Source organism: Myceligenerans halotolerans, from assembly GCF_054782975.1.
The window spans coordinates 108,762-132,528 of the sequence record NZ_BAAGRL010000006.1 but is presented as its reverse complement, the minus strand read 5'-3'; the positions used below and the strand labels follow the sequence as shown (position 1 = coordinate 132,528).

Genomic DNA, 23,767 nt, shown 5'->3' with positions numbered 1-23,767 from the left:
CTCCTGGGACTTGGGTAGATGTTCCGAACGTTGCGGATGTCGGCGAGTGAGCCTACAACCACGGGGCGTCGGGCTTCCTACAGGTTGGTAGTACGGTTCGACCTGTGGGGACTCACTCGCCCCGGGTCTTCTTGATGATCTCCTCGGCAACCGCCTTGGGAACCTCGGCATAGCTGTCGAACTGCATCGAGTACACGGCACGCCCCTGAGTCTTGGACCGCAGGTCACCGATGTACCCGAACATCTCGCTCAAAGGTACGGCGGCACGAACGACCTTGACACCGGTGGCGTCCTCCATGGACTGGATCATCCCACGACGCGAGTTCAGGTCGCCGATCACCTCGCCCATGTACTCCTCGGGCGTACGGACCTCGACGGCCATGACGGGCTCGAGAAGCACCGGGTCGGCCCGCCTCACGCCCTCCTTGAACACCATCGAGCCGGCGATCTTGAACGCCATCTCCGAGGAGTCGACGTCGTGGTACGCGCCGTCGAGCAGCGTGGCCTTGACACCGACGACCGGGAACCCGGCCAGCACACCCTGCTCCATGGCCGACTGGATACCCGCGTCCACCGACGGGATGTACTCGCGCGGGATACGCCCACCGGTCACCTCGTTGGCGAACTCGTAGAGCTCGCCCTCCGTGGTCTCCAGCGGCTCGAAGGTCACCTGGACCTTCGCGAACTGGCCCGAGCCACCCGTCTGCTTCTTGTGGGTGTAGTCGATCTTCTCCGCCTTGCGACGGATCGTCTCGCGGTACGCCACCTGCGGCTTACCGACATTGGCCTCGACCTTGAACTCGCGGCGCATGCGGTCCACGAGGATGTCGAGGTGGAGCTCGCCCATACCGCCGACGACGGTCTGGCCGGTCTCCTCGTCCAGCGAGATGCGATACGTCGGGTCCTCGTCGAGGAGCTTCTGGATCGCCGTGGACATCTTCTCCTGGTCGGCCTTCGTCTTCGGCTCGATCGCCACGTCGATGACGGGCTCCGGGAAAGACATCGACTCCAGGATGACCTGGTTGTTCGGGTCGCTCAGGGTGTCACCGGTGGTGACGTCCTTGAGACCGATGAACGCATAGATGTGACCCGCCTGGGCGTCCTCCACCGGGTTCTCCTTGTTGGAGTGCATCTGGAACATCTTCCCGATGCGCTCCTTCTTGCCCTTGGTGGTGTTGAACACCTGGGCACCCTGGGAGATCTTGCCGGAGTAGACGCGCACGTACGTGAGCTTGCCGAAGAACGGGTGGGTCGCGACCTTGAACGCCAGACCCGAGAACGGCTCCGTGGCGTCGGCGTGGCGCTCGACGATCTTCTCCGCGTCCTTGACGTCGTGACCCTCGATGGAGGGGACGTCGAGCGGGGACGGCAGGTAGGCGATCACCGCGTCGAGCATGGGCTGGACGCCCTTGTTCTTGTACGCGGAGCCGCACAGCACCGGGAACGCCGCGGACGAGACGACCAGCTTGCGGATGCCCGCCTTGATCTCGTCCGTGGTCAGCGCCTCGCCACCGAGGTACTTCTCCATCAGTTCGTCGTCCGCCTCCGCGACGGCCTCGACGAGCTCCTCGTGATACTTCTCGGCCTTCTCCTGGAGATCGGCCGGGATCTCCTCGATCTCGTACTCTTCGCCCATCTTCGTGTCGCCACGCCAGGTGAGAGCCTTCATCTCGACGAGGTCGACGACACCTTCGAAGTCGTTCTCCGCGCCGATCGGCAGCTGGATCACGAGGGGCTTCGCCTTGAGGCGGTTCACGATGGTGTCGACGGTGAAGTAGAAGTCCGCACCGAGCTTGTCCATCTTGTTGACGAAGCAGATGCGCGGGACGTCGTACTTGTCGGCCTGGCGCCACACCGTCTCGGACTGCGGCTCCACGCCCTCCTTGCCGTCGAACACCGCGACGGCGCCGTCGAGCACGCGGAGCGAGCGCTCCACCTCGACCGTGAAGTCGACGTGGCCGGGCGTGTCGATGATGTTGATCTGGTTGTCGTCCCAGTAGCACGTCGTCGCGGCGGACGTGATCGTGATGCCGCGCTCCTGCTCCTGGGCCATCCAGTCCATCGTCGAGGCGCCGTCGTGCGTCTCACCGATCTTGTAGTTCACACCCGTGTAGAACAGGATGCGCTCAGTCGTAGTGGTCTTGCCGGCATCGATGTGGGCCATGATGCCGATGTTGCGGACCTTCTTCAGGTCGGTCAGCACGTCGAGTGCCACGGTCTCTTACCCCTCTGTGGGTCTGGTCCGCCGAGGCGGATCCACCGAAGGCCCCGGTGGTGACCGGGGCCGTCGGAGCAATTATTACCAGCGGTAGTGCGCGAAGGCCTTGTTGGAGTCAGCCATCTTGTGCATGTCCTCGCGGCGCTTCACCGCCGCACCGAGACCGTTCGACGCATCGAGGATCTCGTTCATCAGACGCTCGGTCATCGTCTTCTCGCGGCGGGCCCGGGAGAAGTCCGTGAGCCAGCGCAGCGCGAGCGTCGTGGAACGCGACGGGCGCACCTCGACCGGAACCTGGTACGTGGCGCCACCGACACGGCGCGAACGCACCTCGAGCGCCGGGCGGACGTTGTCCAGCGCGCGCTTCAGCACGACGACCGGGTCCTGGTCCGTCTTGCTGCGGACACCCTCGAGGGCGCCGTAGACGATCGCCTCGGCGGTGGACTTCTTCCCGTCCAGCAGCACCTTGTTGATCAGCTGCGTGACAACCGGGGACCCGTAGACCGGGTCGACGATGAGCGGCCGCTTCGGGGCCGGTCCCTTGCGGGGCATCAGCTCTTCTCCTTCTTGGCGCCGTAGCGGGAGCGCGCCTGCTGGCGGCCCTTCACGCCCTGCGTGTCGAGGGCCCCGCGGATGATCTTGTAGCGAACACCCGGGAGGTCCTTCACACGGCCGCCGCGCACGAGCACGATCGAGTGCTCCTGCAGGTTGTGGCCGACACCGGGGATGTACGCCGTGACCTCCATGCCGGAGGAGAGCTTCACACGTGCGACCTTGCGGAGCGCGGAGTTCGGCTTCTTGGGGGTGGTGGTGTACACACGGGTGCACACGCCGCGCCGCTGGGGGGAGCCCTTGAGGGCCGGGGTCTTCGACTTCCCGGCCTTCGAGCTCCGGCCCTTGCGGACGAGCTGCTGGATCGTAGGCACTACGTCTCCGTCGTCTGTCGAGCTGGTGGTGCCGGCGGGTGCCGCCGACGCCCTTCGTTGGTCTGTGGCTGGTGCGTGCCGATCGCACGCGGCACCCGCGGCCCTCACGGGTCCGCAACGCCACCTACCACCGGCTCGATGGCCCGGTCGATCTCACCTGCAGCGCGAAGCTGCGGGAGATTCTCCGGGATGCCCGCGCACTCACATCGGCCGCTTCCGCTGGATCGCGACCAGGCGATCCGCAAAACTATGCGGCCAGACGGCGCTGGCACGTTGAACAAGGCTACCCGCGGCCTCGCGGGCGGTCAAAACGAAATGACTGTGAGGTCCATGACCTCACATGCCCGACGGCGGCCGTGGTCGCGTTCCGTACGAAACGTCCCCACGACCGCCGTCGGACGGTGACATCATCGATCAGCGGAAGTCGCCGAAGTCCAGGTCCTCCAGCGGGATCGCCTCGCCCGAGCCCATACCGAGGGTCGGGAAGTCGATGTCGTCGTACCCGAAGCTCGGGTACAGCTCCGCCTTGGCCTGCTCGGTCGGCTCGACCTCCACGTTCCGGTAGCGGGCCAGGCCCGTGCCGGAGGGGATGAGCTTACCGATGATGACGTTCTCCTTGAGGCCGAGCAGCGGGTCACGCCGGCCGCTCATCGCCGCCTCGGTGAGCACCCGGGTGGTCTCCTGGAAGGAGGCCGCCGAGAGCCACGAGTCGGTGGCGAGCGACGCCTTGGTGATACCCATCAGCTCCGGACGGCCGGCGGCCGGCTGGCCACCCTCCGCCACAGCCTTGCGGTTCGCGTCCTCGAAACGCATGCGCTCGGCGAGCTCACCCGGCAGGAGCTCGGAGTCACCCGAGTCCAGCACGGTCACGCGACGCAGCATCTGCCGCACGATGACCTCGATGTGCTTGTCGTGGATGTCCACGCCCTGCGAGCGGTAGGTCTCCTGGACCTGCTCCACCAGGTGGCTCTGCGTGGCCCGCGGGCCGAGGATGCGCAGCACCTTCTTCGGGTCGACGGCACCCTTGACGAACTGGGTACCGACCGACACGTGGTCGCCGTCGTGCACGAGCAGCGTCGCGCGCTTGGTGACCGGGTACTTGATCTCCTCCGCGCCGTCGTCCGGCTTGAGGACGATGTGACGCGTGCGCTCGGTGTCCTCGATGGCGATCGTGCCGGTGAACTCCGCGATCGGCGCCTCACCCTTCGGGGTACGGGCCTCGAAGAGCTCGGTGACACGCGGCAGACCCTGCGTGATGTCCTCCGCGGCGGCCACACCACCGGTGTGGAACGTACGCATCGTGAGCTGGGTACCCGGCTCACCGATCGACTGCGCCGCGATGATACCGACGGCCTCGCCGATGTCCACGAGCTTGCCCGTGGCCAGGGAGCGGCCGTAGCACTTGGCGCAGGCGCCTACGCGGGACTCGCAGGTGAGCACGGAGCGCACCTTGGCGTCGGCGACGCCCGCCGCGACGACGGCCGCGATGGCCACGTCACCGCAGTCCTCGCCGGCCCCCGCCACGACGTTCCCGTCGGCGTCGGTGACGTCGACCGCGAACGTGCGGCCGTAGACGCTCGTCTCCACCAGCGGGTGCGGGACCAGCGAACCGTCGTCGAGCCTCTCGGCGACCGGGTGGGTCAGACCGCGCTGGGTGCCGCAGTCCTCCTCGCGGATGATCACGTCCTGCGAGACGTCCACCAGGCGACGGGTCAGGTAACCCGAGTCCGCCGTACGCAGAGCCGTGTCCGCGAGACCCTTTCGCGCACCGTGCGTCGCGATGAAGTACTCGAGGACGGACAGGCCCTCACGGTAGTTGGACTTGATCGGACGAGGGATGATCTCGCCCTTCGGATTCGCCACGAGGCCGCGCATACCGGCGATCTGACGCACCTGCATCCAGTTACCACGGGCACCGGAACCCACCATGCGGAGCACGGTGTTCCGGCTGTTCGACTCGAGGTTCTCGCGCATGACCTGCGCGACCTTGTCCGTCGCCTGCGTCCACAGCTCGATGAGCTCCTGCCGGCGCTCGTCGTCGGTGATCAGACCGCGCTCGAACTGCTGCTGCACCTTCAGGGCGCGCGCCTCGTGCTCGTCGAGGATCGCCGACTTCTCCTTCGGCGCCGCCACGTCGCTGATCGCGATCGTGACACCCGAGCGCGTGGCCCAGTAGTAGCCCGCGTCCTTCAGCGCGTCCAGCGCCGCGGCGACCTCGACCTTCGGGTAACGCTCCGCCAGGTCGTTGACGATCGCCGAGAGCCGCTTCTTGTCGGCTACGCCGTTCTCGTACGGGTAGTCGACCGGCAGCGTCTCGTTGAACAGGTAGCGGCCGAGGGTCGTCTCGAACAGGATCGGCTGGCCCTCTTCCCAGCCCTCCGGCGTCTCGAAGCCCTTCGGCGGCACCAGGTCGTCGAGGCGCAGCCTGATCTTGGCGTTGATGTCCAGCTGGTGGCGGTCGAAGGCCATGAGCGCCTCGGCCACCGACGCGAACGCCCGGCCCTCGCCGACGGCGTCCTGACGGTCGCTCGTCAGGTGGTGCAGACCGATGATCATGTCCTGCGAAGGCATGGTCACCGGGCGGCCGTCCGACGGCTTGAGGATGTTGTTGCTGGACAGCATCAGGATGCGGGCCTCGGCCTGCGCCTCGGCGCTCAGCGGCAGGTGGACCGCCATCTGGTCGCCGTCGAAGTCCGCGTTGAACGCGGCGCACACGAGCGGGTGCAGGTGGATCGCCTTGCCCTCGACGAGCTGCGGCTCGAACGCCTGGATACCCAGGCGGTGCAGCGTCGGCGCGCGGTTCAGCAGGACGGGGTGCTCGGTGATGACCTCTTCGAGCACGTCCCACACGACCGGGCGCGTGCGCTCGACCATGCGCTTCGCCGACTTGATGTTCTGCGCGTGGTTCAGCTCCACGAGACGCTTCATCACGAACGGCTTGAACAGCTCGAGGGCCATCTGCTTCGGCAGACCGCACTGGTGCAGCTTGAGCTGCGGGCCGACCACGATGACCGAACGGCCCGAGTAGTCGACGCGCTTGCCGAGCAGGTTCTGGCGGAACCGGCCCTGCTTGCCCTTGAGCATGTCGGAGATCGACTTCAGCGGACGGTTGCCCGGGCCCGTGACGGGCCGGCCGCGACGGCCGTTGTCGAACAGCGAGTCCACGGCCTCCTGGAGCATCCGCTTCTCGTTGTTGACGATGATCTCCGGCGCGCCCAGGTCCAGGAGCCGCTTGAGGCGGTTGTTCCGGTTGATCACGCGGCGGTACAGGTCGTTCAGGTCCGACGTCGCGAAGCGGCCACCGTCGAGCTGCACCATCGGGCGCAGGTCCGGCGGGATGACCGGGACGGCGTCGAGCACCATGGCCGTCGGCGAGTTCGTCGTGGTGAGGAACGCGTTGACGACCTTGAGGCGCTTGAGCGCACGCGTCTTGCGCTGCCCCTTACCGCTGCGGATGGTCTCCTTCAGCGACTCGGCCTCGGCCTCCAGGTCGAAGGTCTCCAGGCGCTTCTGGATCGCGGCGGCGCCCATGGCACCCTCGAAGTAGGTGCCGTAGCGGTCCTGCAGGGCGCGGTACAGCATCTCGTCGCCCTCGAGGTCGGCGACCTTGAGGTTCTTGAACCGGTCCCAGACCTGCTCCAGGCGGTCCAGCTCCTGGTCCGCCCGCTTGCGCAGCTGTGCCATCTCGCGCTCAGCGGAGTCGCGGACCTTGCGGCGCGCGTCGGCCTTGGCGCCCTCGGCCTCCAGCTCGGCGAGATCCTGCTCGAGCTTGGTGGCCCGGGTGTTGATCTCGTTGTCCCTGCGGTCCGTGATCTCCTTCTTCTCGAGGTCGATCTCGTTCTGCAGGTTGGGCAGGTCCTCCTGGCGCGCCTCGTCGTCGACCGCCGTGATCATGTACGCGGCGAAGTAGATGACCTTCTCCAGGTCCTTCGGCGCCAGGTCCAGCAGGTAGCCCAGACGCGAGGGCACGCCCTTGAAGAACCAGATGTGCGTGACCGGTGCGGCCAGCTCGATGTGGGCCATGCGCTCACGGCGCACCTTGGAGCGCGTGACCTCCACGCCGCAGCGCTCGCAGATGATGCCCTTGAAGCGCACGCGCTTGTACTTACCGCAGTAGCACTCCCAGTCCCGGGTGGGGCCGAAGATCTTCTCGCAGAAGAGCCCGTCCTTCTCCGGCTTCAGGGTGCGGTAGTTGATGGTCTCGGGCTTCTTGACCTCGCCGTGCGACCAGGCGCGGATGTTGTCGGCCGTGGCGAGGCCGATACGCAGCTCGTCGAAGATGTTGACGTCGAGCAAGGTGTCCTACTTCCTGAAGAGTTCTCGAAAAATCTTGGTTTTCCGGGACGGGCCCGGTTTCAGATCTCGTCGACGGTGGACGCCGAGTTGGGGCGCCGGGACAGGTCGATCCCGAGCTCCTCCGCGGCGCGGTACACCTCGTCGTCGGACTCCTTCATCTCGATGGCGGCGCCGTCGCTGGACAGCACCTCCACGTTCAGGCAGAGCGACTGCATCTCCTTCAGGAGCACCTTGAAGGACTCAGGGATACCCGAGTCGGGGATGTTCTCGCCCTTGACGATGGCCTCGTAGACCTTGACACGACCGGGGACGTCGTCGGACTTGATGGTGAGCAGTTCCTGCAGCGTGTAGGCGGCGCCGTACGCCTCCAGGGCCCACACCTCCATCTCGCCGAAACGCTGACCACCGAACTGCGCCTTACCACCCAGCGGCTGCTGCGTGATCATCGAGTACGGACCGGTCGAGCGGGCGTGGATCTTGTCGTCCACCAGGTGGTGGAGCTTCAGGATGTACATGTAGCCCGTCGAGATCGGCTCCGGGAACGGCTCGCCGGAGCGGCCGTCGAACAGGAGCGCCTTCCCGTCGAGACCGACCATGCGCTGGCCGTCACGGTTCGGCAGGGTCGTCGCGATGAGGCCGCGCAGCGCGTCCTCCTGCAGACCGTCGAACACCGGCGTGGCGACCGGGTCACCCGGCGTGCTCGACCGCGCGATCTCCGGAACGTTGTCCAGCCACTCGGCCTTCGGGTCCTCGGCGGCGGAGACGTCCCAGCCCTGCTTGGCGACCCACCCGAGGTGCGTCTCCAGGACCTGGCCCACGTTCATACGACCGGGCACGCCCAGCGGGTTCAGGATCACGTCGACCGGGGTGCCGTCCTCGAGGAACGGCATGTCCTCGACCGGCAGGATCTTCGAGATGACACCCTTGTTGCCGTGACGGCCGGCCAGCTTGTCACCCACGGTGATCTTGCGGCGGTTCGCGATGTAGACGCGCACCAGCTGGTTCACGCCGGCGGGCAGCTCGTCGCCGTCCTCCCGGTTGAACTCGCGCACCGCGATGACCGTGCCGGACTCGCCGTGAGGCACCTTCAGCGAGGTGTCGCGCACCTCGCGGGCCTTCTCGCCGAAGATCGCCCGCAGCAGGCGCTCCTCCGGGGTCAGCTCGGTCTCGCCCTTCGGGGTGACCTTGCCGACCAGGATGTCGCCCGCGCCGACCTCGGCGCCGATCCGGACGATGCCGCGCTCGTCGAGGTCGCCCAGGACCTCCTCGGAGACGTTCGGGATGTCCCGCGTGATCTCCTCGGGGCCGAGCTTCGTGTCACGCGCGTCGACCTCGTGCTCCTCGATGTGGATCGAGGACAGGACGTCGTCCTCCACGAGCCGCTGGCTCAGGATGATCGCGTCCTCGTAGTTGTGGCCCTCCCACGACATGAATGCCACGAGCAGGTTCTTGCCGAGAGCGAGCTCGCCCTCGTCGGTCGCCGGGCCGTCCGCCAGCACCGAGCCGACCTCGACGCGCTGCCCCTCGTCCACGAGTACCCGCTGGTTGTAGCTGGTGCCCTGGTTCGAGCGGATGAACTTGTGCACGCGGTAGGACCCGGTGGTGCCGTCGTCGTTCGCGACGAGGACCAGGTCCGCGGACACCTCGGTGACCACGCCGGGCTTGTTCGCCACGATCACGTCGCCGGCGTCGATCGCCGCACGGCGCTCCATGCCCGTACCGACCACCGGCATCTCCGAGCGCACCAGCGGCACCGCCTGGCGCTGCATGTTGGCGCCCATGAGCGCGCGGTTCGCGTCGTCGTGCTCGAGGAACGGGATGAGCGCGGTCGCGACCGACACCATCTGGCGCGGCGAGACGTCCATGTAGTCGACGTCCGTGGCCAGGACGTCGTTGGTCTCGCCGCCCTTGGTGCGGACCAGGACGCGGTCCGTCTCGAAGGCGCCGTCGGCGGTCAGCGACGTGTTCGCCTGCGCGATGACGTGGCGGTCCTCGTCGTCGGACGTCAGGTACTCGACGTCGTCCGTCACGCGACCGTTGACGACCTTGCGGTACGGCGTCTCGATGAAGCCGAACGGGTTGATCCGCCCGAACGACGCCAGCGAGCCGATCAGGCCGATGTTCGGGCCTTCCGGGGTCTCGATGGGGCACATGCGGCCGTAGTGCGACGGGTGGACGTCGCGGACCTCCATGCCCGCGCGGTCGCGCGAGAGACCGCCCGGACCGAGCGCGGACAGGCGGCGCTTGTGCGTCAGACCGGCCAGCGGGTTGTTCTGGTCCATGAACTGCGACAGCTGGGAGGTACCGAAGAACTCGCGGATCGACGCCACGACCGGCCGGATGTTGATCAGCGTCTGCGGCGTGATCGCCTCGACGTCCTGCGTGGTCATGCGCTCGCGCACGACACGCTCCATACGGGACAGGCCCGTGCGCACCTGGTTCTGGATGAGCTCACCCACGGCGCGGATACGGCGGTTGCCGAAGTGGTCGATGTCGTCCGTCTCGACGCGGACCTCGACCGGCTGACCGTTGCGCAGGCCGCCGATGGCGTCCACGTCGGCGTGCAGCGCGGCGAGGTACTTGATCGTGGCGACGACGTCGCCCACCGACAGCGTCGAATCCGTCAGCGGAGCGTCCGTACCGACCTTCTTGCCGAGCTTGTAGCGACCCACCTTCGCCAGGTCGTACCGCTTCGGGTTGAAGTAGAAGTTCTCCAGCAGCGTGCGACCGGCCTCGACCGTCGGGGGCTCACCCGGGCGGATCTTGCGGTACAGGTCGACGAGCGCCTCGTCCTCGGTGTGGACGTGGTCCTTCTCGAGGGTGTCCAGCACCGACGGGAAGTCCGCGAACTCCTCGCGGATCTGCGCCTCGGTCAGGCCGAGCGCCTTCAGGAGCACGGTGACCGGCTGCTTGCGCTTGCGGTCGACGCGCACGCCGACGGCGTCGCGCTTGTCGATCTCGAACTCCAGCCACGCACCGCGCGACGGGATCACCTTCGCGGAGAAGACGTCCTTGTCGCTGGTCTTGTCCGGGGTGCGCTCGAAGTACACGCCCGGGCTGCGCACGAGCTGCGAGACGACGACGCGCTCGGTGCCGTTGATGATGAACGTGCCGCGCTCGGTCATGAGCGGGAAGTCACCCATGAACACGGTCTGGCTCTTGATCTCACCGGTCGTGTAGTTCACGAACTCCGCGGTCACGAACAGCGGGGCGGCAAACGTGAAGTCCTTCTCCTTGCACTCGTCCGCCGAGTACTTCGGCGGCTCGAAGCGGTGGTTGGAGAATGACAGAGACATCGACTGACCGAAATCCTCGATCGGCGAGATCTCCTCGAAGATCTCTTCCAGACCGGAGGCCTCCGGGACATCGTTCCGGCCGCCGGCCTTCGCCGCGGCGACACGGGCCTGCCAATCGGCGTTGCCCAGCAGCCAGTCGAAGCTCTCGGTCTGCAGACCGAGCAGGTCAGGAACTTCGAGCGGTTCGTGGATCTTGGCGAAGGAGACGCGACGTGAGGCGGTACGGTTCGCGATGGCGTCGGCGGACGGTGCTGAAGGGGTGCGCGAGGCAGCCAAGAGGGGTCCTTCCCTGCAGTACGGGGTGAACGCTGTACGCTCGGGTGCGGCAGGAAGCTCGGCCGGCTTCACCGGTGGTCCGTGGACATCCCGTCCAAGGATGTGACCAGGTCATTCGGGAAGCAATGTGGCGGCGTCGAGGGCACACGCGGGCGCAAAGCGCTAGCATACCTATTCACTTCAAGTATGTCTACTCGCCGTCTGTCGTGCACGCCGAATCGAGGTGGATTCGGAAAATGGTGCGCATCCGCACCGACACGACAAGACGGCACGAGGCCCGCACCCCGGCATTCCGGGCGTGCGGGCCTCGTGTCTGACGATGACGCCCGACGACGGCGCGGGGCCGCGCCGGGCGATCACCTGCCCGAGACGGGCAGAGGTCACGCGACCTCGTGGCTCACTTGAGCTCGACGGTGGCGCCGGCGCCCTCGAGGGCAGCCTTGGCCTTCTCCGCGTCTTCCTTGCTGGCGGCCTCGAGGACCGCCTTGGGGGCGCCGTCCACCAGGTCCTTGGCCTCCTTCAGGCCGAGGGACGTGAGGGCGCGCACCTCCTTGATGACGCCGATCTTCTTGTCGCCGGCGGCCGTGAGGATGACGTCGAACTCCGTCTTCTCCTCCTCGGCGGCGGCACCACCGTCGCCGCCAGCGGGGGCGGCAACGGCCACGGCGGCCGGCGCGGCGGCGGTGACGTCGAACTTCTCCTCGAAGGCCTTCACGAACTCGGAGAGCTCGATGAGCGTGAGCTCCTCGAAGGCGGACAGGAGCTCGTCGGTGCTGAGCTTCGCCATGATGGCGTTCCTTTCACTTCAGCGCTTCGCGGGGCATCGCCCGCCAGAAGCAGGGGGTTGTGTTCTCGGTACCACCACGCATCACGCGGCGGCACCCTCCGATTCCTGCTTCTGACGCAGGGCATCGATGATGCGGGCGACCTGGGCGGGCTTGGCGGTGAACGCGTACGCCGCACGGGTCAGCGTGGCCTTCAGGCCGCCGGCCACCTTGGCCAGCAGAACCTCGCGGGACTCGAGGTCCGCGAGCTTCGTGATCTCCGCGGCGGTCAGGGCGTTCCCGTCAAGGACACCGCCCTTGATGACCAGCGCGGGGTTCGCCTTGGCGAAGTCACGCAGACCCTTCGCAGCCTCGACCGGGTCCCCGGTCACGAATGCGATGGCGGACGGGCCCTTCAGGTCGGCGTCGAGACCCTCGACACCGGCCTCCTTGGCCGCGATCCCCGTCAGCGTGTTCTTCACCACGGCGTAGGTTGCGTTGCCGCTGAGCGACCGGCGCAGATCCTTGAGCTGCGCGACGGTGAGCCCGCGGTACTCGGTCAGCACGGCCGCGTTGGACTCGCGGAGCTTGTCCGCGATCTCCGCGACGGCGGCTGCCTTGTCCGGCCTCGCCATGGCAATCCTTCCGGTGGTGGTACCGCCGTCCCCTCGGGCGTGAGCCCGGGGCGGTCTCCCCCGGAAACGAAAGGAGCCCCGGCGCAGGCGCACGGGGCTCGGAACACATTCGGCCACGAGGGCCGGACGGATCGTCGTCGTTCACCTGCGCAGGCCCCCGCGTGTCAGCGGGACTTCGGTCCTCTGCTCCCCGTTCCCGGGCAGCATCGGACAACCGGCGGTCTGTGGTTACCGGGCAAGACTACACGAGGTGCACGACGACGGACGCAGGCGGGCACGTGCGCCTCGCCACACCGCAAGGGGAATCCTCGTCAGAGGGACTCCAGGGCCGCGAAGCAGACCAGCGGGACCGGCTGATCCGCCTCCGCGCAGGCGGCCGCGAGCGCCGCCTCCGGGTCGTCCGTGGCCCGGAGGTGGGCGTGGAAGCGAGGCATGACCTGGGCCGCGAGGGCGTCGGGCAGGGGCGCGACCGCCGCGATGACCGCCCGTGCGCCGAGCCGGAGCAGTACCGAGGTGAGGCCCAGCACCTCTCCCCCGACCACCTCGGAGGAGCCGCCGACCTCGCACGCGGCGAGCACCACCACGGAGCCGGGCAGCCGCATGCCGTCGAGTTCGTGGGCGAAGAGGGGACCGTCGGCCAGCTCGATCGAGGCGAAGAGCGGGTTGTCGGCGTCGTGCCGGCCGTGGGCGGCGAGGTGGACGACGTCGTGCGTGGCGAGTGCCGCACGGACCGCGGCGGTGGTCGCCGCCTGGCTGGTGAGGACCGTGGCGCCGGGCCACTCCTCACCGACCGCGACGGCCTCACCGGCGCCGTGTGCGACACCGGGTCCGGCGGCGGCGAGCAGGCGGTGGCGGGTGCCGGGGCGTGCGTCGCGGCGGCCTCGTGCCACGTGCGAGTTGACCGACGTGCGCCTCCCCTGCCGGGACGGCAGCGCCGCCCACGGGATGCCGAGCAGGGGTTCGCGGGCCACGACGTGCAGGTCGCCCTCGGCTCTCAGGGGCGCGAGGATGGCGTCATCCAGCTTCTTGAGGGAACGGTCGAGGGATGCCTGCGCGGCCGCGCGTAGTGGTGGCGGGATGTGCTCGTTGGTGGCGACCGCGATGTCGGCGCGGACGCGGCGCACGCGTTCCTCGACGCCGGCGGGCTCGCCGAGGTCGAGGAGCGCGGCGCCGCGGTCGTCGACCCGGACGGCACGGAGGTGTCCGCCGAGGACGGCGAAGTTGGCGACGACGGCGCCGCCGCCGAGCGCGCGCACCGTCTCGCGTGCGGTGACGGGCTGGTCCACCTCGGCGTCCCCGGCATGCAGCCAGGAGCGTTCGCGTACCTGGTTCTGGAGCAACCCGGCGCGCCGGGTGAGATCTTCCCGCTCGACCGCATGCTCGCCGTCGGCGGGGAGTTCCCGGGCTCGTCCGAGGAGGCCGCGGGCCTCGGCGAGGAGTTCGGCGGCCGCCGGATCGTCGGGCGGGGTGACCCGGCCGGCGCCGGCGAACGTGGATCGCCCTCGTTCCAGCGCGTCGAAGAACGCCTGCGCTCGCCCGGTCTCGAGCGCGGCTCCGACGTCGACGAGCTGGAGGTCGACACCGTGCACGGCGGCCGCGGTCACCGATTCGACGGCGCCGAGCCGCGACCGGTGTTCACGCAGGAGCCGGAAGCCCTGGCGCACTGCGCGCAGTCCCCGGGAGCGGTTGTGCTCGGCGAAGGCTAGCTGGGCCGCGACGACAAGGCGCTGGATGCGGAAGGTGAGCGGGGTGCCCGGGCTGTCGCGGCCGACGACGTCGAACACCCGGCGGGCCCGGACGATGTCGCCGGCGAGCACGAGCCAGCGCGCGGCGACGAGGCGGGCGGCGTGGCCCGGGTGGTAGCCCAGGAACGAGCCGGTCCCGTCCCCTTCTCGCGCGACGGTGAGCGCGGTCTCCGCCCGGCGTCGGGCGATGGCGGGTGTGGGAGCCTCGAACCGGGTGGCGGCGAGCTCCGCCTCGAGTTCCAGGACCTGGGCGAGCGCCGCCATGGAGTGGTTCCCCGCGTCGGCGAACCGCCGACTGGCCCGCCGTGCTGTCCGGCGCGCCGCGTCGTACTGGCGAAGTCCCAGCAGGCATCGGGCATGGAACCACTCGGCCTCGGCGTGGTCGGCGCGCCACCCCACCTTGGCGAGCTGCTCGACGGCCGTCCTCAGGAGGCGCTCGGCGTCCTCGAGCAGGCCGCTGTCGAACAGCACCTCGGCGCGCGCCAGGAGCGGGATGCCGTCGTCCCGGTCCGGCGTCAGGTCATGGGACCGCTCCATCGACGCGAGGGCGCCGGGCAGGTCTCCCATGGCGTACATGGCGTACCCGATGTTGCCGAGCGCGAAGGAGGTGGACATGACGTTCCCGGCGTTGGCTGCATGCTCGTAGGACTCCTGGTAGTCACGCAGGGCGGCGTCGAACATGCCGAGCTCGCTGTGCGCGTTTCCCCGGTTCAGGAGCAGGATCGCCCGCTCCTCGTCCTCGAGCATGTGGGCGTTCTCGCATGCCTCGGAGAAGTGGCCGAGCGCTACCCGCGTGCTGCCGGTGCGGATCAGGAGTACACCGCGCTGCAGTTGGACGAGCGTTCCCAGGGACGTGTCGGCGGACGCCTCGGCGAACCCCTCGGCCCGGGCGCACAGCTGCATCGCCTCGTCGAGTGAGTCGGTCCGCATGAGCACCGAGTTCGAGAGGCCCAGATGCCCACGGACGGCGAGGCCGTCCCACACGCGTCGCTGTGCCTGGCCGAGTCGCTCGACGTCGATCGCGTCGATCTCGTCGAGCACACGGCGGAACGCCGACTCGCCCTCGGCCCATCGCGCCCGCTTGTTCAGCTCACGTGCCGCTTTGATCCGGGACGCGAGCGACTCCAGATGCGAGCCGTCCACCGTCATGGCGCGGGCCTCATCGTGCGGCGACCGGTTCGGGCATACCCGTCACGGCCTGCACGGCCCGCCACGCCATGGCCACCCGGTGGTCCTCGGCTCCCTCCCGCCGCCGCTCCAGGAGTTCCTGCGCGAGCTCTCCGGCGAGCACCGGCGCGGCGAAGGACGTGCCGCTCCACTGCGCGAATCCCCCGGTGAAGTCATCCGGATCGGTCGACTCGCGCAGTGGGTCGTCCCCGAGGAACTGGGGCTGGAGAGGGCCGTCGGCCGTGATCGGCATCGTGCTGATCACCTCCCGGCCGTGCCGCACACAGGTGACCCAGGGACCGTCGTTGCTGAAGTCCGCGAGCGTGCCGTTCGGGTTGGACGCGGCGACCGACAGGATCGGCGGGTACTCCGGGCGCAGATCGTTCAGGTCGAGCGGCTCGACCCGGTCCTCGAGCCGCCGGACGTGCGGCGCCCAGGCCGCGGGGAAGACCTCGCGCTCGTCCCCGTCGTTGCCGGCCGACACCACGACGAGCACACCCGCCCGGCGCAGATCCCTCAGCACCCCCCGGAGGACTCCTTCGTAGTCGTCGTCCTCCACGGTCTCGGGGCGGAAGCCCATGGCGAGCACGAGGACGTCGACCGGCGCGTGGCCGTCACTCCCGGCGAGGCCGCGCAGGTGATACTCCAGCAGGCGTTCCAGCGTCCGCGTCAGGTCCCACTCACGGACCAGCCCGTCGGTCGACATCGCCCGGACAGGCAGGATCGCGGCGTCCGGACACATCTGGTGCACGACGCCGGCGATGAACGTGCCGTGCCCGGCGAACGGGGTGAGGCCGTCAGGTGTGGTGTCCGGTTCGTCTTCGGTGTAGGTACCGATGGGGTGGCCGTCGACCTCCGCGTCCCGGATCACCAGTCTGTCGCCGTCCAGCCAGGGGTGCTCCCCGATCCCCGTGTCGACGACCGCCACGACGGGGCGGTGCATCCCGTCCACCGTGAGCCACGGTGCGGGCCCGTCTCCGAACAGGCGGCGAGGCGCCGGACCGATCCGATGGGCGGGCTCGCGGTCACCGGGAACCGGCAGCCCTCCCCCGTTCCGGTGCCCGGCCAGCACGTGGTCCAGCCCGATGCGCTTGCGCTCGTGGGCGTCGGCCGCGGACGCGATGTCGTCCAGCAGGTCCCACACGTCGCCGTCGTTCCCGGCGAGGTGCACGGCGAGGCCCGGCTGTGTCACCCCGCCGCGCGACCCGGCCCGTTCCAGGCGCTCCTCCTCGAGCTCGAGGTTCCGTTCCGTCGCTCGCGCCCGCAGCAGGTCGAGCAACGGGTCCGGGTCGTCACCCGGCGTGGTCCGGAGGATCAGGCGGTCCGCCACGTAGCGGGTGGGGGCCAGGGAGATCTCCCGGCGGCAGTGTGCCGATTCCGGGTTCAGGTCCCGGACCGGGCGCCAGCCACCGGTGTGGTCGCGTACATGTGGGGTCTCGGGGAAAGAGCTCACAGGGGGTCACCTCTCGTTCGTCGGATGCTTGCGCCTCGCCGATGCGGCCTCCCCCGAGGCCACGATGCGACTGACCTCCCCTCAGGCCACGATGATGCTTGCCGGCGCCTCACTACAGTTCGATCACGGGTGTGCTCACAGCGCCGCCGTCGGCCTCCGGGCGGTGGACGATCAGACTGGCCGGACCGGGCTGCACCGCCGGGAACGAGAACCGCCCGTCCTCGTCCGCCTCCGTCGCCTCCGGGGCCGCGCCCGGCCGGTGCAGCTCGACGGTGTACGACGGCGTCGACATCGCGATCCAGCCATCCACGCGGATCCGGCCGGCGCGCTCGGCGGAGAGCTGGATCATCAGCGTGAGATCGCCGTGCGTGAAGGAGATGGTCCGCGCCTCGGTCGGCACGCCCTCGGCCGTGGCCGAGCGCACGCCGGCCAGCGGCTCGGGCAGGTGCACGGCCTCCATCATCTCGGCCTCGAGCCCCGCGAGGGTCGCCGCGAACAACGATCGCTCGACGAGGTCACCGGGCACCGGATCGAGCAGGCCGGCAACCTCGGAGAGATGCGCGAGGACGGCGCGATCGGCACCGTTCATCGGCTCGGCGGGCGAGAGCGTGAGCTCCTCGTCCCGGATCTCCGGGAAGTCCTCTCCGTTCAGATCCATGCCCCGCCCCCCATCCGGTCGAGTTCGGACCGCAGTTTGGCGAGGCACCGGCCGCGCGTCGCCCCGATGCTCCCGACCGGCATACCGACCGCGGCGGAGATCATCCGGTAGTCGGGGCGGTCCGCAAGGGAGACCAGGTGCAGCAGTTCGCGGCAGCGGTCGGACAGTTTGCTGAAGGCCTTCCAGAGCAGCCGGTCGCGTTCCCTGGTCAGCACCTCCGCGTCCGGCTGCGGCGCGTCATCGGGCAGGCGGGTATGACCGGCGTCGTCATCGGGCAGGTCCGTCAGCCGCACGGCGTCGGCGCGGTCGTTCCGGACGGCTTCCCATGCCGCCCGCCGGGCCGTGGTGAGCAGCCACTTCAGGACAGCGCGCGGTTCCTCGATGCGGTCCGCGTACTTGACGAGCTGCACCCAGGTGTTCTGGACGATGTCGGCCGCCGCGTCCCGGTCCACGCCCTGGGCGCGGACAGTCGCCCACAGCAGCGGGGTCGCCTCCCGGACGACGGCGTCCAGGCGATCGGCGCGGCCCTCCCGATACGCGATCAGCGCATGCGCGGCACGCTCCCCGAGCGTGGAGCCGGGAGCGTCGTGGAAATCGGATGCCGACGGAGCGTCGCAGCGTCTTGTCATCGCCTCGATGCAGGGTCTCGTCGCCCGCGCGCGCGGACGTATCGGTACTGGACCCTGCAAATATACGGGGGCACTCGGACACACACGACGTGTCCGAGCCCTCCTCACCGGTACATGCACCCGGCACCCACCCCTCTGGGACGAAGCGACGATGTGAAGGCCGCGGCGGGCGGAACGATCTCCCGCCTGCACGCGACCTCCTGCTCTCACCAGTACAGAGGGTGTCGGGCGCCGTTTGATACATCGGGAAAACGACGTCGGCCCGCGCCCCGGTGCGGGGCGCGGGCCGACGTCGTCAGCGGGTGGTCCGGCTCAGGCGGCCGAAGCCTCCATGAGGTTCGACGTGCGCGACTGGTCGAGCGGGATGCCCGGGCCCATCGTCGTCGTCATCGTCGCCTTCGTGATGTAGCGGCCCTTCGAGGAGGACGGCTTGAGACGCAGGACCTCGTCGAGCGCAGCGCCGTAGTTCTCCACCAGGTGCTCGTCCGAGAAGGACACCTTGCCGATGATGAAGTGCAGGTTCGCGTGCTTGTCGACGCGGAACTCGATCTTGCCGCCCTTGATCTCGGTCACGGCCTTGGTCACGTCCATCGTCACGGTGCCGGTCTTCGGGTTCGGCATCAGGCCACGGGGGCCCAGCACCTTACCGAGACGACCGACCTTGCCCATGAGGTCCGGCGTGGCCACCGCGGCGTCGAAGTCGGTGTAACCACCGGCGACCTTCTCGATCAGCTCGTCGCCGCCGACCTCGTCGGCACCCGCGGCGCGGGCCTCCTCCGCCTTCGCGGCGTTCGCAAACACGATGACCTTGGCGGTCTTACCCGTACCGTGCGGCAGGTTCACCGTGCCGCGGACCATCTGGTCCGCCTGGCGCGGGTCCACACCGAGACGGAACACGACCTCGACGGTCGAGTCGTACTTGGTGGTCGCGGTCTCCTTGGCGAGACGGACCGCCTCGAGCGGCGCGTAGAGGTTGTCGCGGTCGACCTTCGCGAACGCGCTGCGGTAGTTCTTGCCCTGCTTGGCCATTTCTGAGCCCTTCCTTCGTGGTCGTAGCGGGCCTGACGGCCCTGCCACAGTGCTGAACCGGGGAGCTTCCTAGCCGGGCTGCCGGCTCCGGCCTCGTTCCTCGGCCGGTGCCGTTCGCCGCGTCTTCGTCAGTTCCACAGTGCTGCCCGACGGCGGTCGCCGGGCACCCGGTCTGGTTCGGATCGGTCGCCTGCCGGTGTCGCGGAGAACGCGACCGCCGGCGGCGGGACCGTCACTGGCTGACGGTGATCCCCATCGAGCGGGCGGTGCCCGCGATGATCTTGGAGGCCGCGTCGATGTCGTTCGCGTTGAGATCCGGCATCTTGGTCTGCGCGATCTCCTTGACCTGGTCCATGGTCAGGTTCGCGACCTTGGTCGTGTGCGGGGTGCCCGAGCCCTTCTTGACACCCGCCGCCTTCTTGATGAGCTCCGCGGCCGGCGGCGTCTTCGTGATGAAGGTGAAGGAGCGGTCCTCGTAGACCGTGATCTCCACCGGGATCACGTTGCCGCGCTGCGACTCGGTCGCCGCGTTGTAGGCCTTGCAGAACTCCATGATGTTCACGCCGTGCTGACCCAGCGCGGGACCGATCGGCGGGGCGGGGTTCGCCGCGCCGGCCTGGATCTGGAGCTTGATGAGGCCGGCGACCTTCTTCTTGGGGGGCATTCTCTGCGCTTTCTGTCGATGGGCCGACGCCGTGGGCGATGACCCGGTTGCAATGGGACCGGGGACGGATCAGATCTTGGCGACCTGGTCGAACCCCAGCTCGACCGGGGTCTCCCGGCCGAAGATCGAAACGAGCACGTGGAGCTTCTGCGACTCCACGTTGATCTCGGAGATGGTGGCGGGCAGCGTGTCGAACGGGCCGTCCGTGACGGTGACCGACTCGCCGACCTCGAAGTCCACGTGCACGGCGGACTTGGCCGGCCCACCGGAGGCGGCGGACTCGCCGCCTGCCTTCCCGGCGGCGGCCGGCTGGGCCTCCACCGTCGGGGCGAGCATCGAGTAGATCTCGTCGAACGTCAGGGGAACCGGCTGGTGGGTGTGCCCGACGAAGCCCGTCACGCCCGGCGTGTGGCGCACGGCGCCCCACGACTCGTCGGTGAGGTCCATGCGCACGAGCACGTACCCGGGGATGCGGACCCGGCGCACGATCTTCTTCTGCGCGTTCTTGATCTCGGCCACCTCTTCCATGGGGACCTCGATCTGGAAGATGTAGTCCTCCATGTTCAGGCTCTGGATGCGGTTCTCCAGGTTGGCCTTCACACGGTTCTCGTAGCCCGCGTAGGAGTGGATGACGTACCAGTCGCCCGGCTGCGAGCGCAGCATGCTCTTGAACTCGGCGACCTCGTCGACGGCCTCGGCCGGAGCGGCCTCGTCCGCCGGGGTCGGCTCCTCGGCGGGGACCTCCTCGTCATCGGCGACGTCCGCAGGCGCGTCGGCGTTCTCGGTGTCCACGGTCACGTCATCGCCCGCCTCGGCGCTCTCGGCGTCGGGCAGCTCGACGTTCTCCGTCTGGTCCAGAGAATCCTGGGACACGTACGAACCTGCTTTCTTCTCCTGGCCGGGAAGGACCCGGCACAACGTTGCGAACCCGGTGGCTCGGATGCGGCCTTCGGAACACGACACCACACCCGGCTCCCATTGTCGCGCAGTGTGCGCGGTGACGAGCTACCGATCGCGCCCGAAGACCTGTGCCGTGTGACACGGCACCGCGGGCCCGGCGAGCCTCGAGGGCTCAGCGTGCTCGCGTCAGTTTCCGAAGACCAGGAAGGTGAGCTTGCCGATCCCGAAGTCGAGTGCCGTCACGAACAGCATGACCACGACCAGGAACACGAGGACGACCCAGGTGTAGTTGAGCAGCTCCGAGCGTGTGGGCGTGACGACCTTCTTGAGCTCGCCGATCACCTGACGCACGAAGAGCGCGATCCGCGCGAAGATGTTGCGGCGGCCCTCACTGGGACGTTCCGCAGTGCTCTTCATCACCTCGGTGTCGCTCACTGCTAACCCCACTCCTGTGGCATCTGCCCCGCCACGGAGGCGGAACGGTCTGGCCCGGCGCCACTCGCGTGGCCCCGCTCTGCGTGACCCCGGCGGGACCAACGCTGGCAGGGTAGACAGGACTCGAACCTGCAACCTGCGGTTTTGGAGACCGCTGCGCTACCAATTGCGCCACTACCCTTCGGCGGCAGCATCGTCACCATCCAGCCACCACGCCAACAGGGGCGCGGTCCAGCTGGCGACGAGCCAATCACCGGTGCCCAACTGTACGGCACGGGAGGCGGTGGGTCGAACCCGAATCCGCCCGCGCACCTCCCGGAGCGCGACAGCCGGAGCCCGATCGTCCCGTGCCGCTCGCCTCAGCCCGCATCCTGCTCAAGACCACCGCCGGCGCCGCCGTCGGCACCGGTCCCGCCGCCACCGGTGCCGCCGTCGCCCGTGCCGTCGTCACCGGTCCCGTCGCCGCCCGTGCCGCCGTCGCCCGTGCCGTCGCCACCGGTCCCGCCGTCATCGTCCGGCGGGTCGGACACCTCGTCGGTCGGCTCGTCCGTCGGTTCCTCGGTGGGATCCTCGGTCGGCTCCTCGCTGGGCTCGGTCGGCGACGACGACGGGGACGACGACGGCGTCGAGGACGGCGTCGGAGACGGCGCCGGTTCCGTCGTCCCGGGGTCCGTCTCCGGCACGGCGGGCACCACGGGATCCGACGACGGCGGCGAGGACGGCGGCGACGGCCTCGGCCGCTTCGAGGCCTCCCGCGTCACCTCGTCGGCAGGAGTCCACGTCCAGTCGTTGTTCAGCAGGCTCGTGAGCGCGAGCCCGCCGGCGCCGAACAGCAGGACCATCGCCACCACGAGGGCGACGACACGCCCGCGCCGGGCCGGCTGCCCCTCCTCGGGGACGGCGACCGGGGGCGGGCCGATGGGTGGCCGCCCCCCGCCCGCGGCCGGCACGGCCGGCGGGAGCACCTCGGTCGACGCCGTGTCGGCCACCGGGACGTAGGCGCCGACGACGGTGGTACGCGACCCGCCTGCGACGTCGTCGGACAACTGACCGACCTTGAGCGTGCCGCCACCGACCTGGTCGAGCTTCTCCGTGGGGTCGCTGCCGAGCTGCGCGAGGTCGACCGTCGGGTCCCCCGAGGGCAGCGCGACGACCGGGCGGCCGCCGGGACCGTCGAAGCCCTTGAGCAGGGATCGGACCGCGGCTGCCATCGCTACGGCGTCCGGGTAGCGGCGGACGGGGTTCTTCGCCATCGCCCGGGCGACGATCCGGTCGACCTGTCCCGGCACCGTGGGCTTGCGCGCGGACACCGCGGGAACCGGCGCCTCGACGTGGGCCCGGAGCACGTCCTGTGCCGCCGCCCGCTCGAACGGGGCGTGCCCCGTGATCGCGTAGTAGGTCAGGGCGCCGATCGAGTACAGATCGCTGCGCGCGTCGAGCGGCTGCCCCTTGGCCTGCTCCGGTGACATGCCGATGATCGAGCCGGAGACGGTCTCGCCGTCGCCCGGGCCTCCGGTCGGTGCCGTCAGCCCCAGGTCGAGCAGCCCGACGCCGTACGTCCCGTCCTCGCGCCGGTCCACCAAGACGTTGCGCGGTGCGATGTCGCGGTGGACGAGCCCGGCGTCGTGCACCGCGGCGAGCCCGTCCAGCAGGTCGGCGACGATCTCCAGCGCGGCCTGCCAGGGCAGGCCCCCGCTCGCAGCCGCGTCGGAGAGCAGTGTCCCGGGGAACCGGCCCATGACCGTCCAGGGCACGACGGCGCCGGCGACGTCGTCCTCCCCCGTCGCCAGCACCGAGACCACCCCGGGATGCTCGACCCGTGCCGACGCGGTGACCTCGCGCAGCAGGGCCGTGCGCGCGAACTCGTCGTCGACCAGGTGTGGGTGCAGCACCTTGACCACCAGGGGCCACGCGTCGCCGGTGCCGGCCTCGTCGACCGCGCGGGCCTCGTAGACCGTGAACGTGGCGCCCGTACCGAGCACGTCGCCGAGCTCGTAACGCCCTCCGAGCATGACGCGCCCGCCGTGATGTTCGGGCTCGGCCGACGCGCCCTCGAGGTCGGGCTGGGTACGGTCACCGTCGGGCTCGGGCGAGCTGTCGTCATCCTCGCCGCCGCTCTCGCGGTCACCGCCGGCACGCTCGCCGCCGTCGTGGTGAACGCCGTCGACATCGTCGCGCTCGGCGTTGTCGACGTCGGCGTCGTCCTTGTCGGCGTCACCGGCGGCGGAGCCGTCATCATCGGTGCCGGCGTCGCCGACACCGGTCGCGTCGGCGTCCGCGTCGCGCTCGGCATCCGCGTCATCTTCGCCCTTGTCAAGGTTGCCGGCGTCGGGGCCGTCACCACCGAAGCCGGCGTCGCCGGCAGTGGTCGCATCGGTGGCGTCGTCGCGCATGGCGACGTCGTCGCGCTCGGCGTCCGCGGCGGCGTCATCCTCGCCCTTGTCGGGGCCGCCGGCATCGGGGCCGTCATCATCGGCCCGGGCGTCGGAGCCGGCGTCGCCGGTGGCCGGGGGCTCGGTGTCCGGCCCGTTCCCTGGGTCCGCGCTCTCGTGCTCCGGCTGGGTGGCCTCGATGTCGTGGTCGTCGGGCACGCCCTCGCCAGGCGTTTTCGGTGTACTGGTCATTTCTCCCGGGAGTTCCGGCGGGCGACGCCAGGCGCTTGTTTCGGAGATCGAT

General features: G+C 69.3%; 16 protein-coding genes and 1 tRNA gene. All 17 read right to left on the bottom strand.

Going from position 1 to position 23,767, the window contains the following annotated elements; all coding sequences use genetic code 11:
- Positions 1-112 precede the first annotated feature (112 nt).
- Positions 113-2,215: an elongation factor G gene (gene fusA / locus ACYVK5_RS03795; protein WP_460701972.1), complete on the bottom strand. Its 2,103-nt coding sequence runs from the start codon at positions 2,213-2,215 to the stop codon at positions 113-115.
- Positions 2,216-2,299: 84 nt separating this feature from the next.
- On the bottom strand, positions 2,300-2,770 hold the full coding sequence (rpsG, locus tag ACYVK5_RS03790; protein ID WP_123815740.1) for a 30S ribosomal protein S7: 471 nt from the start codon (positions 2,768-2,770) through the stop codon (positions 2,300-2,302).
- On the bottom strand, positions 2,770-3,144 hold the full coding sequence (gene rpsL / locus ACYVK5_RS03785; protein WP_460701970.1) for a 30S ribosomal protein S12: 375 nt from the start codon (positions 3,142-3,144) through the stop codon (positions 2,770-2,772). The genes rpsG and rpsL overlap by 1 nt, the downstream gene beginning before the upstream one ends.
- Positions 3,145-3,558: 414 nt before the next feature.
- Positions 3,559-7,440, bottom strand: coding sequence for a DNA-directed RNA polymerase subunit beta' (locus ACYVK5_RS03780; protein WP_460701968.1), 3,882 nt, complete (start codon positions 7,438-7,440; stop codon positions 3,559-3,561).
- A gap of 59 nt (positions 7,441-7,499) precedes the next feature.
- Complete coding sequence (rpoB, locus tag ACYVK5_RS03775; protein ID WP_460701966.1) at positions 7,500-11,012, bottom strand: DNA-directed RNA polymerase subunit beta; 3,513 nt, start codon at positions 11,010-11,012, stop codon at positions 7,500-7,502.
- Between the two features lie 397 nt (positions 11,013-11,409).
- The gene (gene rplL, locus ACYVK5_RS03770; RefSeq protein ID WP_460701964.1) at positions 11,410-11,799 is read right to left on the bottom strand and encodes a 50S ribosomal protein L7/L12; all 390 of its coding nucleotides are present in this window, start codon (positions 11,797-11,799) and stop codon (positions 11,410-11,412) included.
- Between the two features lie 81 nt (positions 11,800-11,880).
- The gene (gene rplJ / locus ACYVK5_RS03765) at positions 11,881-12,411 is read right to left on the bottom strand and encodes a 50S ribosomal protein L10 (protein ID WP_460701961.1); all 531 of its coding nucleotides are present in this window, start codon (positions 12,409-12,411) and stop codon (positions 11,881-11,883) included.
- Between the two features lie 311 nt (positions 12,412-12,722).
- A complete protein-coding gene (locus ACYVK5_RS03760; RefSeq protein WP_460701959.1) occupies positions 12,723-15,305 on the bottom strand; it encodes a CHAT domain-containing protein in 2,583 nt (860 codons plus the stop codon).
- Positions 15,306-15,315: 10 nt separating this feature from the next.
- Positions 15,316-16,776: a S8 family peptidase gene (locus ACYVK5_RS03755; protein ID WP_460701957.1), complete on the bottom strand. Its 1,461-nt coding sequence runs from the start codon at positions 16,774-16,776 to the stop codon at positions 15,316-15,318.
- A 112-nt stretch (positions 16,777-16,888) separates the two neighbouring features.
- The gene (locus ACYVK5_RS03750) at positions 16,889-17,434 is read right to left on the bottom strand and encodes a hypothetical protein (protein WP_460701955.1); all 546 of its coding nucleotides are present in this window, start codon (positions 17,432-17,434) and stop codon (positions 16,889-16,891) included.
- Complete coding sequence (locus ACYVK5_RS03745) at positions 17,425-18,063, bottom strand: RNA polymerase sigma factor (protein WP_460701953.1); 639 nt, start codon at positions 18,061-18,063, stop codon at positions 17,425-17,427. Before ACYVK5_RS03745 ends, ACYVK5_RS03750 begins: the two co-directional genes overlap by 10 nt.
- A gap of 312 nt (positions 18,064-18,375) precedes the next feature.
- Complete coding sequence (gene rplA / locus ACYVK5_RS03740) at positions 18,376-19,092, bottom strand: 50S ribosomal protein L1 (RefSeq protein ID WP_460701951.1); 717 nt, start codon at positions 19,090-19,092, stop codon at positions 18,376-18,378.
- Positions 19,093-19,324: 232 nt separating this feature from the next.
- Complete coding sequence (gene rplK / locus ACYVK5_RS03735) at positions 19,325-19,756, bottom strand: 50S ribosomal protein L11 (RefSeq protein ID WP_460701949.1); 432 nt, start codon at positions 19,754-19,756, stop codon at positions 19,325-19,327.
- Between the two features lie 69 nt (positions 19,757-19,825).
- Positions 19,826-20,629 carry a transcription termination/antitermination protein NusG gene (gene nusG / locus ACYVK5_RS03730; RefSeq protein ID WP_460701947.1) on the bottom strand — a complete coding sequence of 268 codons (804 nt, stop codon included), beginning with the start codon at positions 20,627-20,629 and terminating at the stop codon, positions 19,826-19,828.
- 213 nt (positions 20,630-20,842) lie between these two features.
- Positions 20,843-21,073, bottom strand: coding sequence for a preprotein translocase subunit SecE (secE, locus tag ACYVK5_RS03725; RefSeq protein ID WP_460702960.1), 231 nt, complete (start codon positions 21,071-21,073; stop codon positions 20,843-20,845).
- A 123-nt stretch (positions 21,074-21,196) separates the two neighbouring features.
- A tRNA-Trp gene (locus tag ACYVK5_RS03720) sits at positions 21,197-21,272 on the bottom strand.
- A gap of 178 nt (positions 21,273-21,450) precedes the next feature.
- Entirely contained in the window at positions 21,451-23,715 is a 2,265-nt protein-coding gene (locus ACYVK5_RS03715; protein WP_460701945.1) for a serine/threonine-protein kinase, read from the bottom strand.
- Between the last annotated feature and the right edge of the window lie 52 nt (positions 23,716-23,767).

What these genes read in the sequence shown, in the direction of transcription:
- rpsG (WP_123815740.1), bottom strand. Translation starts at nt 2,770, where the DNA reads ATGCCCCGCAAGGGACCGGCCCCGAAGCGGCCGCTCATCGTCGACCCG.
- rplL (WP_460701964.1), bottom strand. Translation starts at nt 11,799, where the DNA reads ATGGCGAAGCTCAGCACCGACGAGCTCCTGTCCGCCTTCGAGGAGCTC.
- rplJ (WP_460701961.1), bottom strand. Translation starts at nt 12,411, where the DNA reads ATGGCGAGGCCGGACAAGGCAGCCGCCGTCGCGGAGATCGCGGACAAG.
- ACYVK5_RS03760 (WP_460701959.1), bottom strand. Translation starts at nt 15,305, where the DNA reads ATGACGGTGGACGGCTCGCATCTGGAGTCGCTCGCGTCCCGGATCAAA.
- ACYVK5_RS03750 (WP_460701955.1), bottom strand. Translation starts at nt 17,434, where the DNA reads ATGGATCTGAACGGAGAGGACTTCCCGGAGATCCGGGACGAGGAGCTC.
- ACYVK5_RS03745 (WP_460701953.1), bottom strand. Translation starts at nt 18,063, where the DNA reads ATGACAAGACGCTGCGACGCTCCGTCGGCATCCGATTTCCACGACGCT.
- rplA (WP_460701951.1), bottom strand. Translation starts at nt 19,092, where the DNA reads ATGGCCAAGCAGGGCAAGAACTACCGCAGCGCGTTCGCGAAGGTCGAC.
- rplK (WP_460701949.1), bottom strand. Translation starts at nt 19,756, where the DNA reads ATGCCCCCCAAGAAGAAGGTCGCCGGCCTCATCAAGCTCCAGATCCAG.
- secE (WP_460702960.1), bottom strand. Translation starts at nt 21,073, where the DNA reads ATGAAGAGCACTGCGGAACGTCCCAGTGAGGGCCGCCGCAACATCTTC.
- ACYVK5_RS03715 (WP_460701945.1), bottom strand. Translation starts at nt 23,715, where the DNA reads ATGACCAGTACACCGAAAACGCCTGGCGAGGGCGTGCCCGACGACCAC.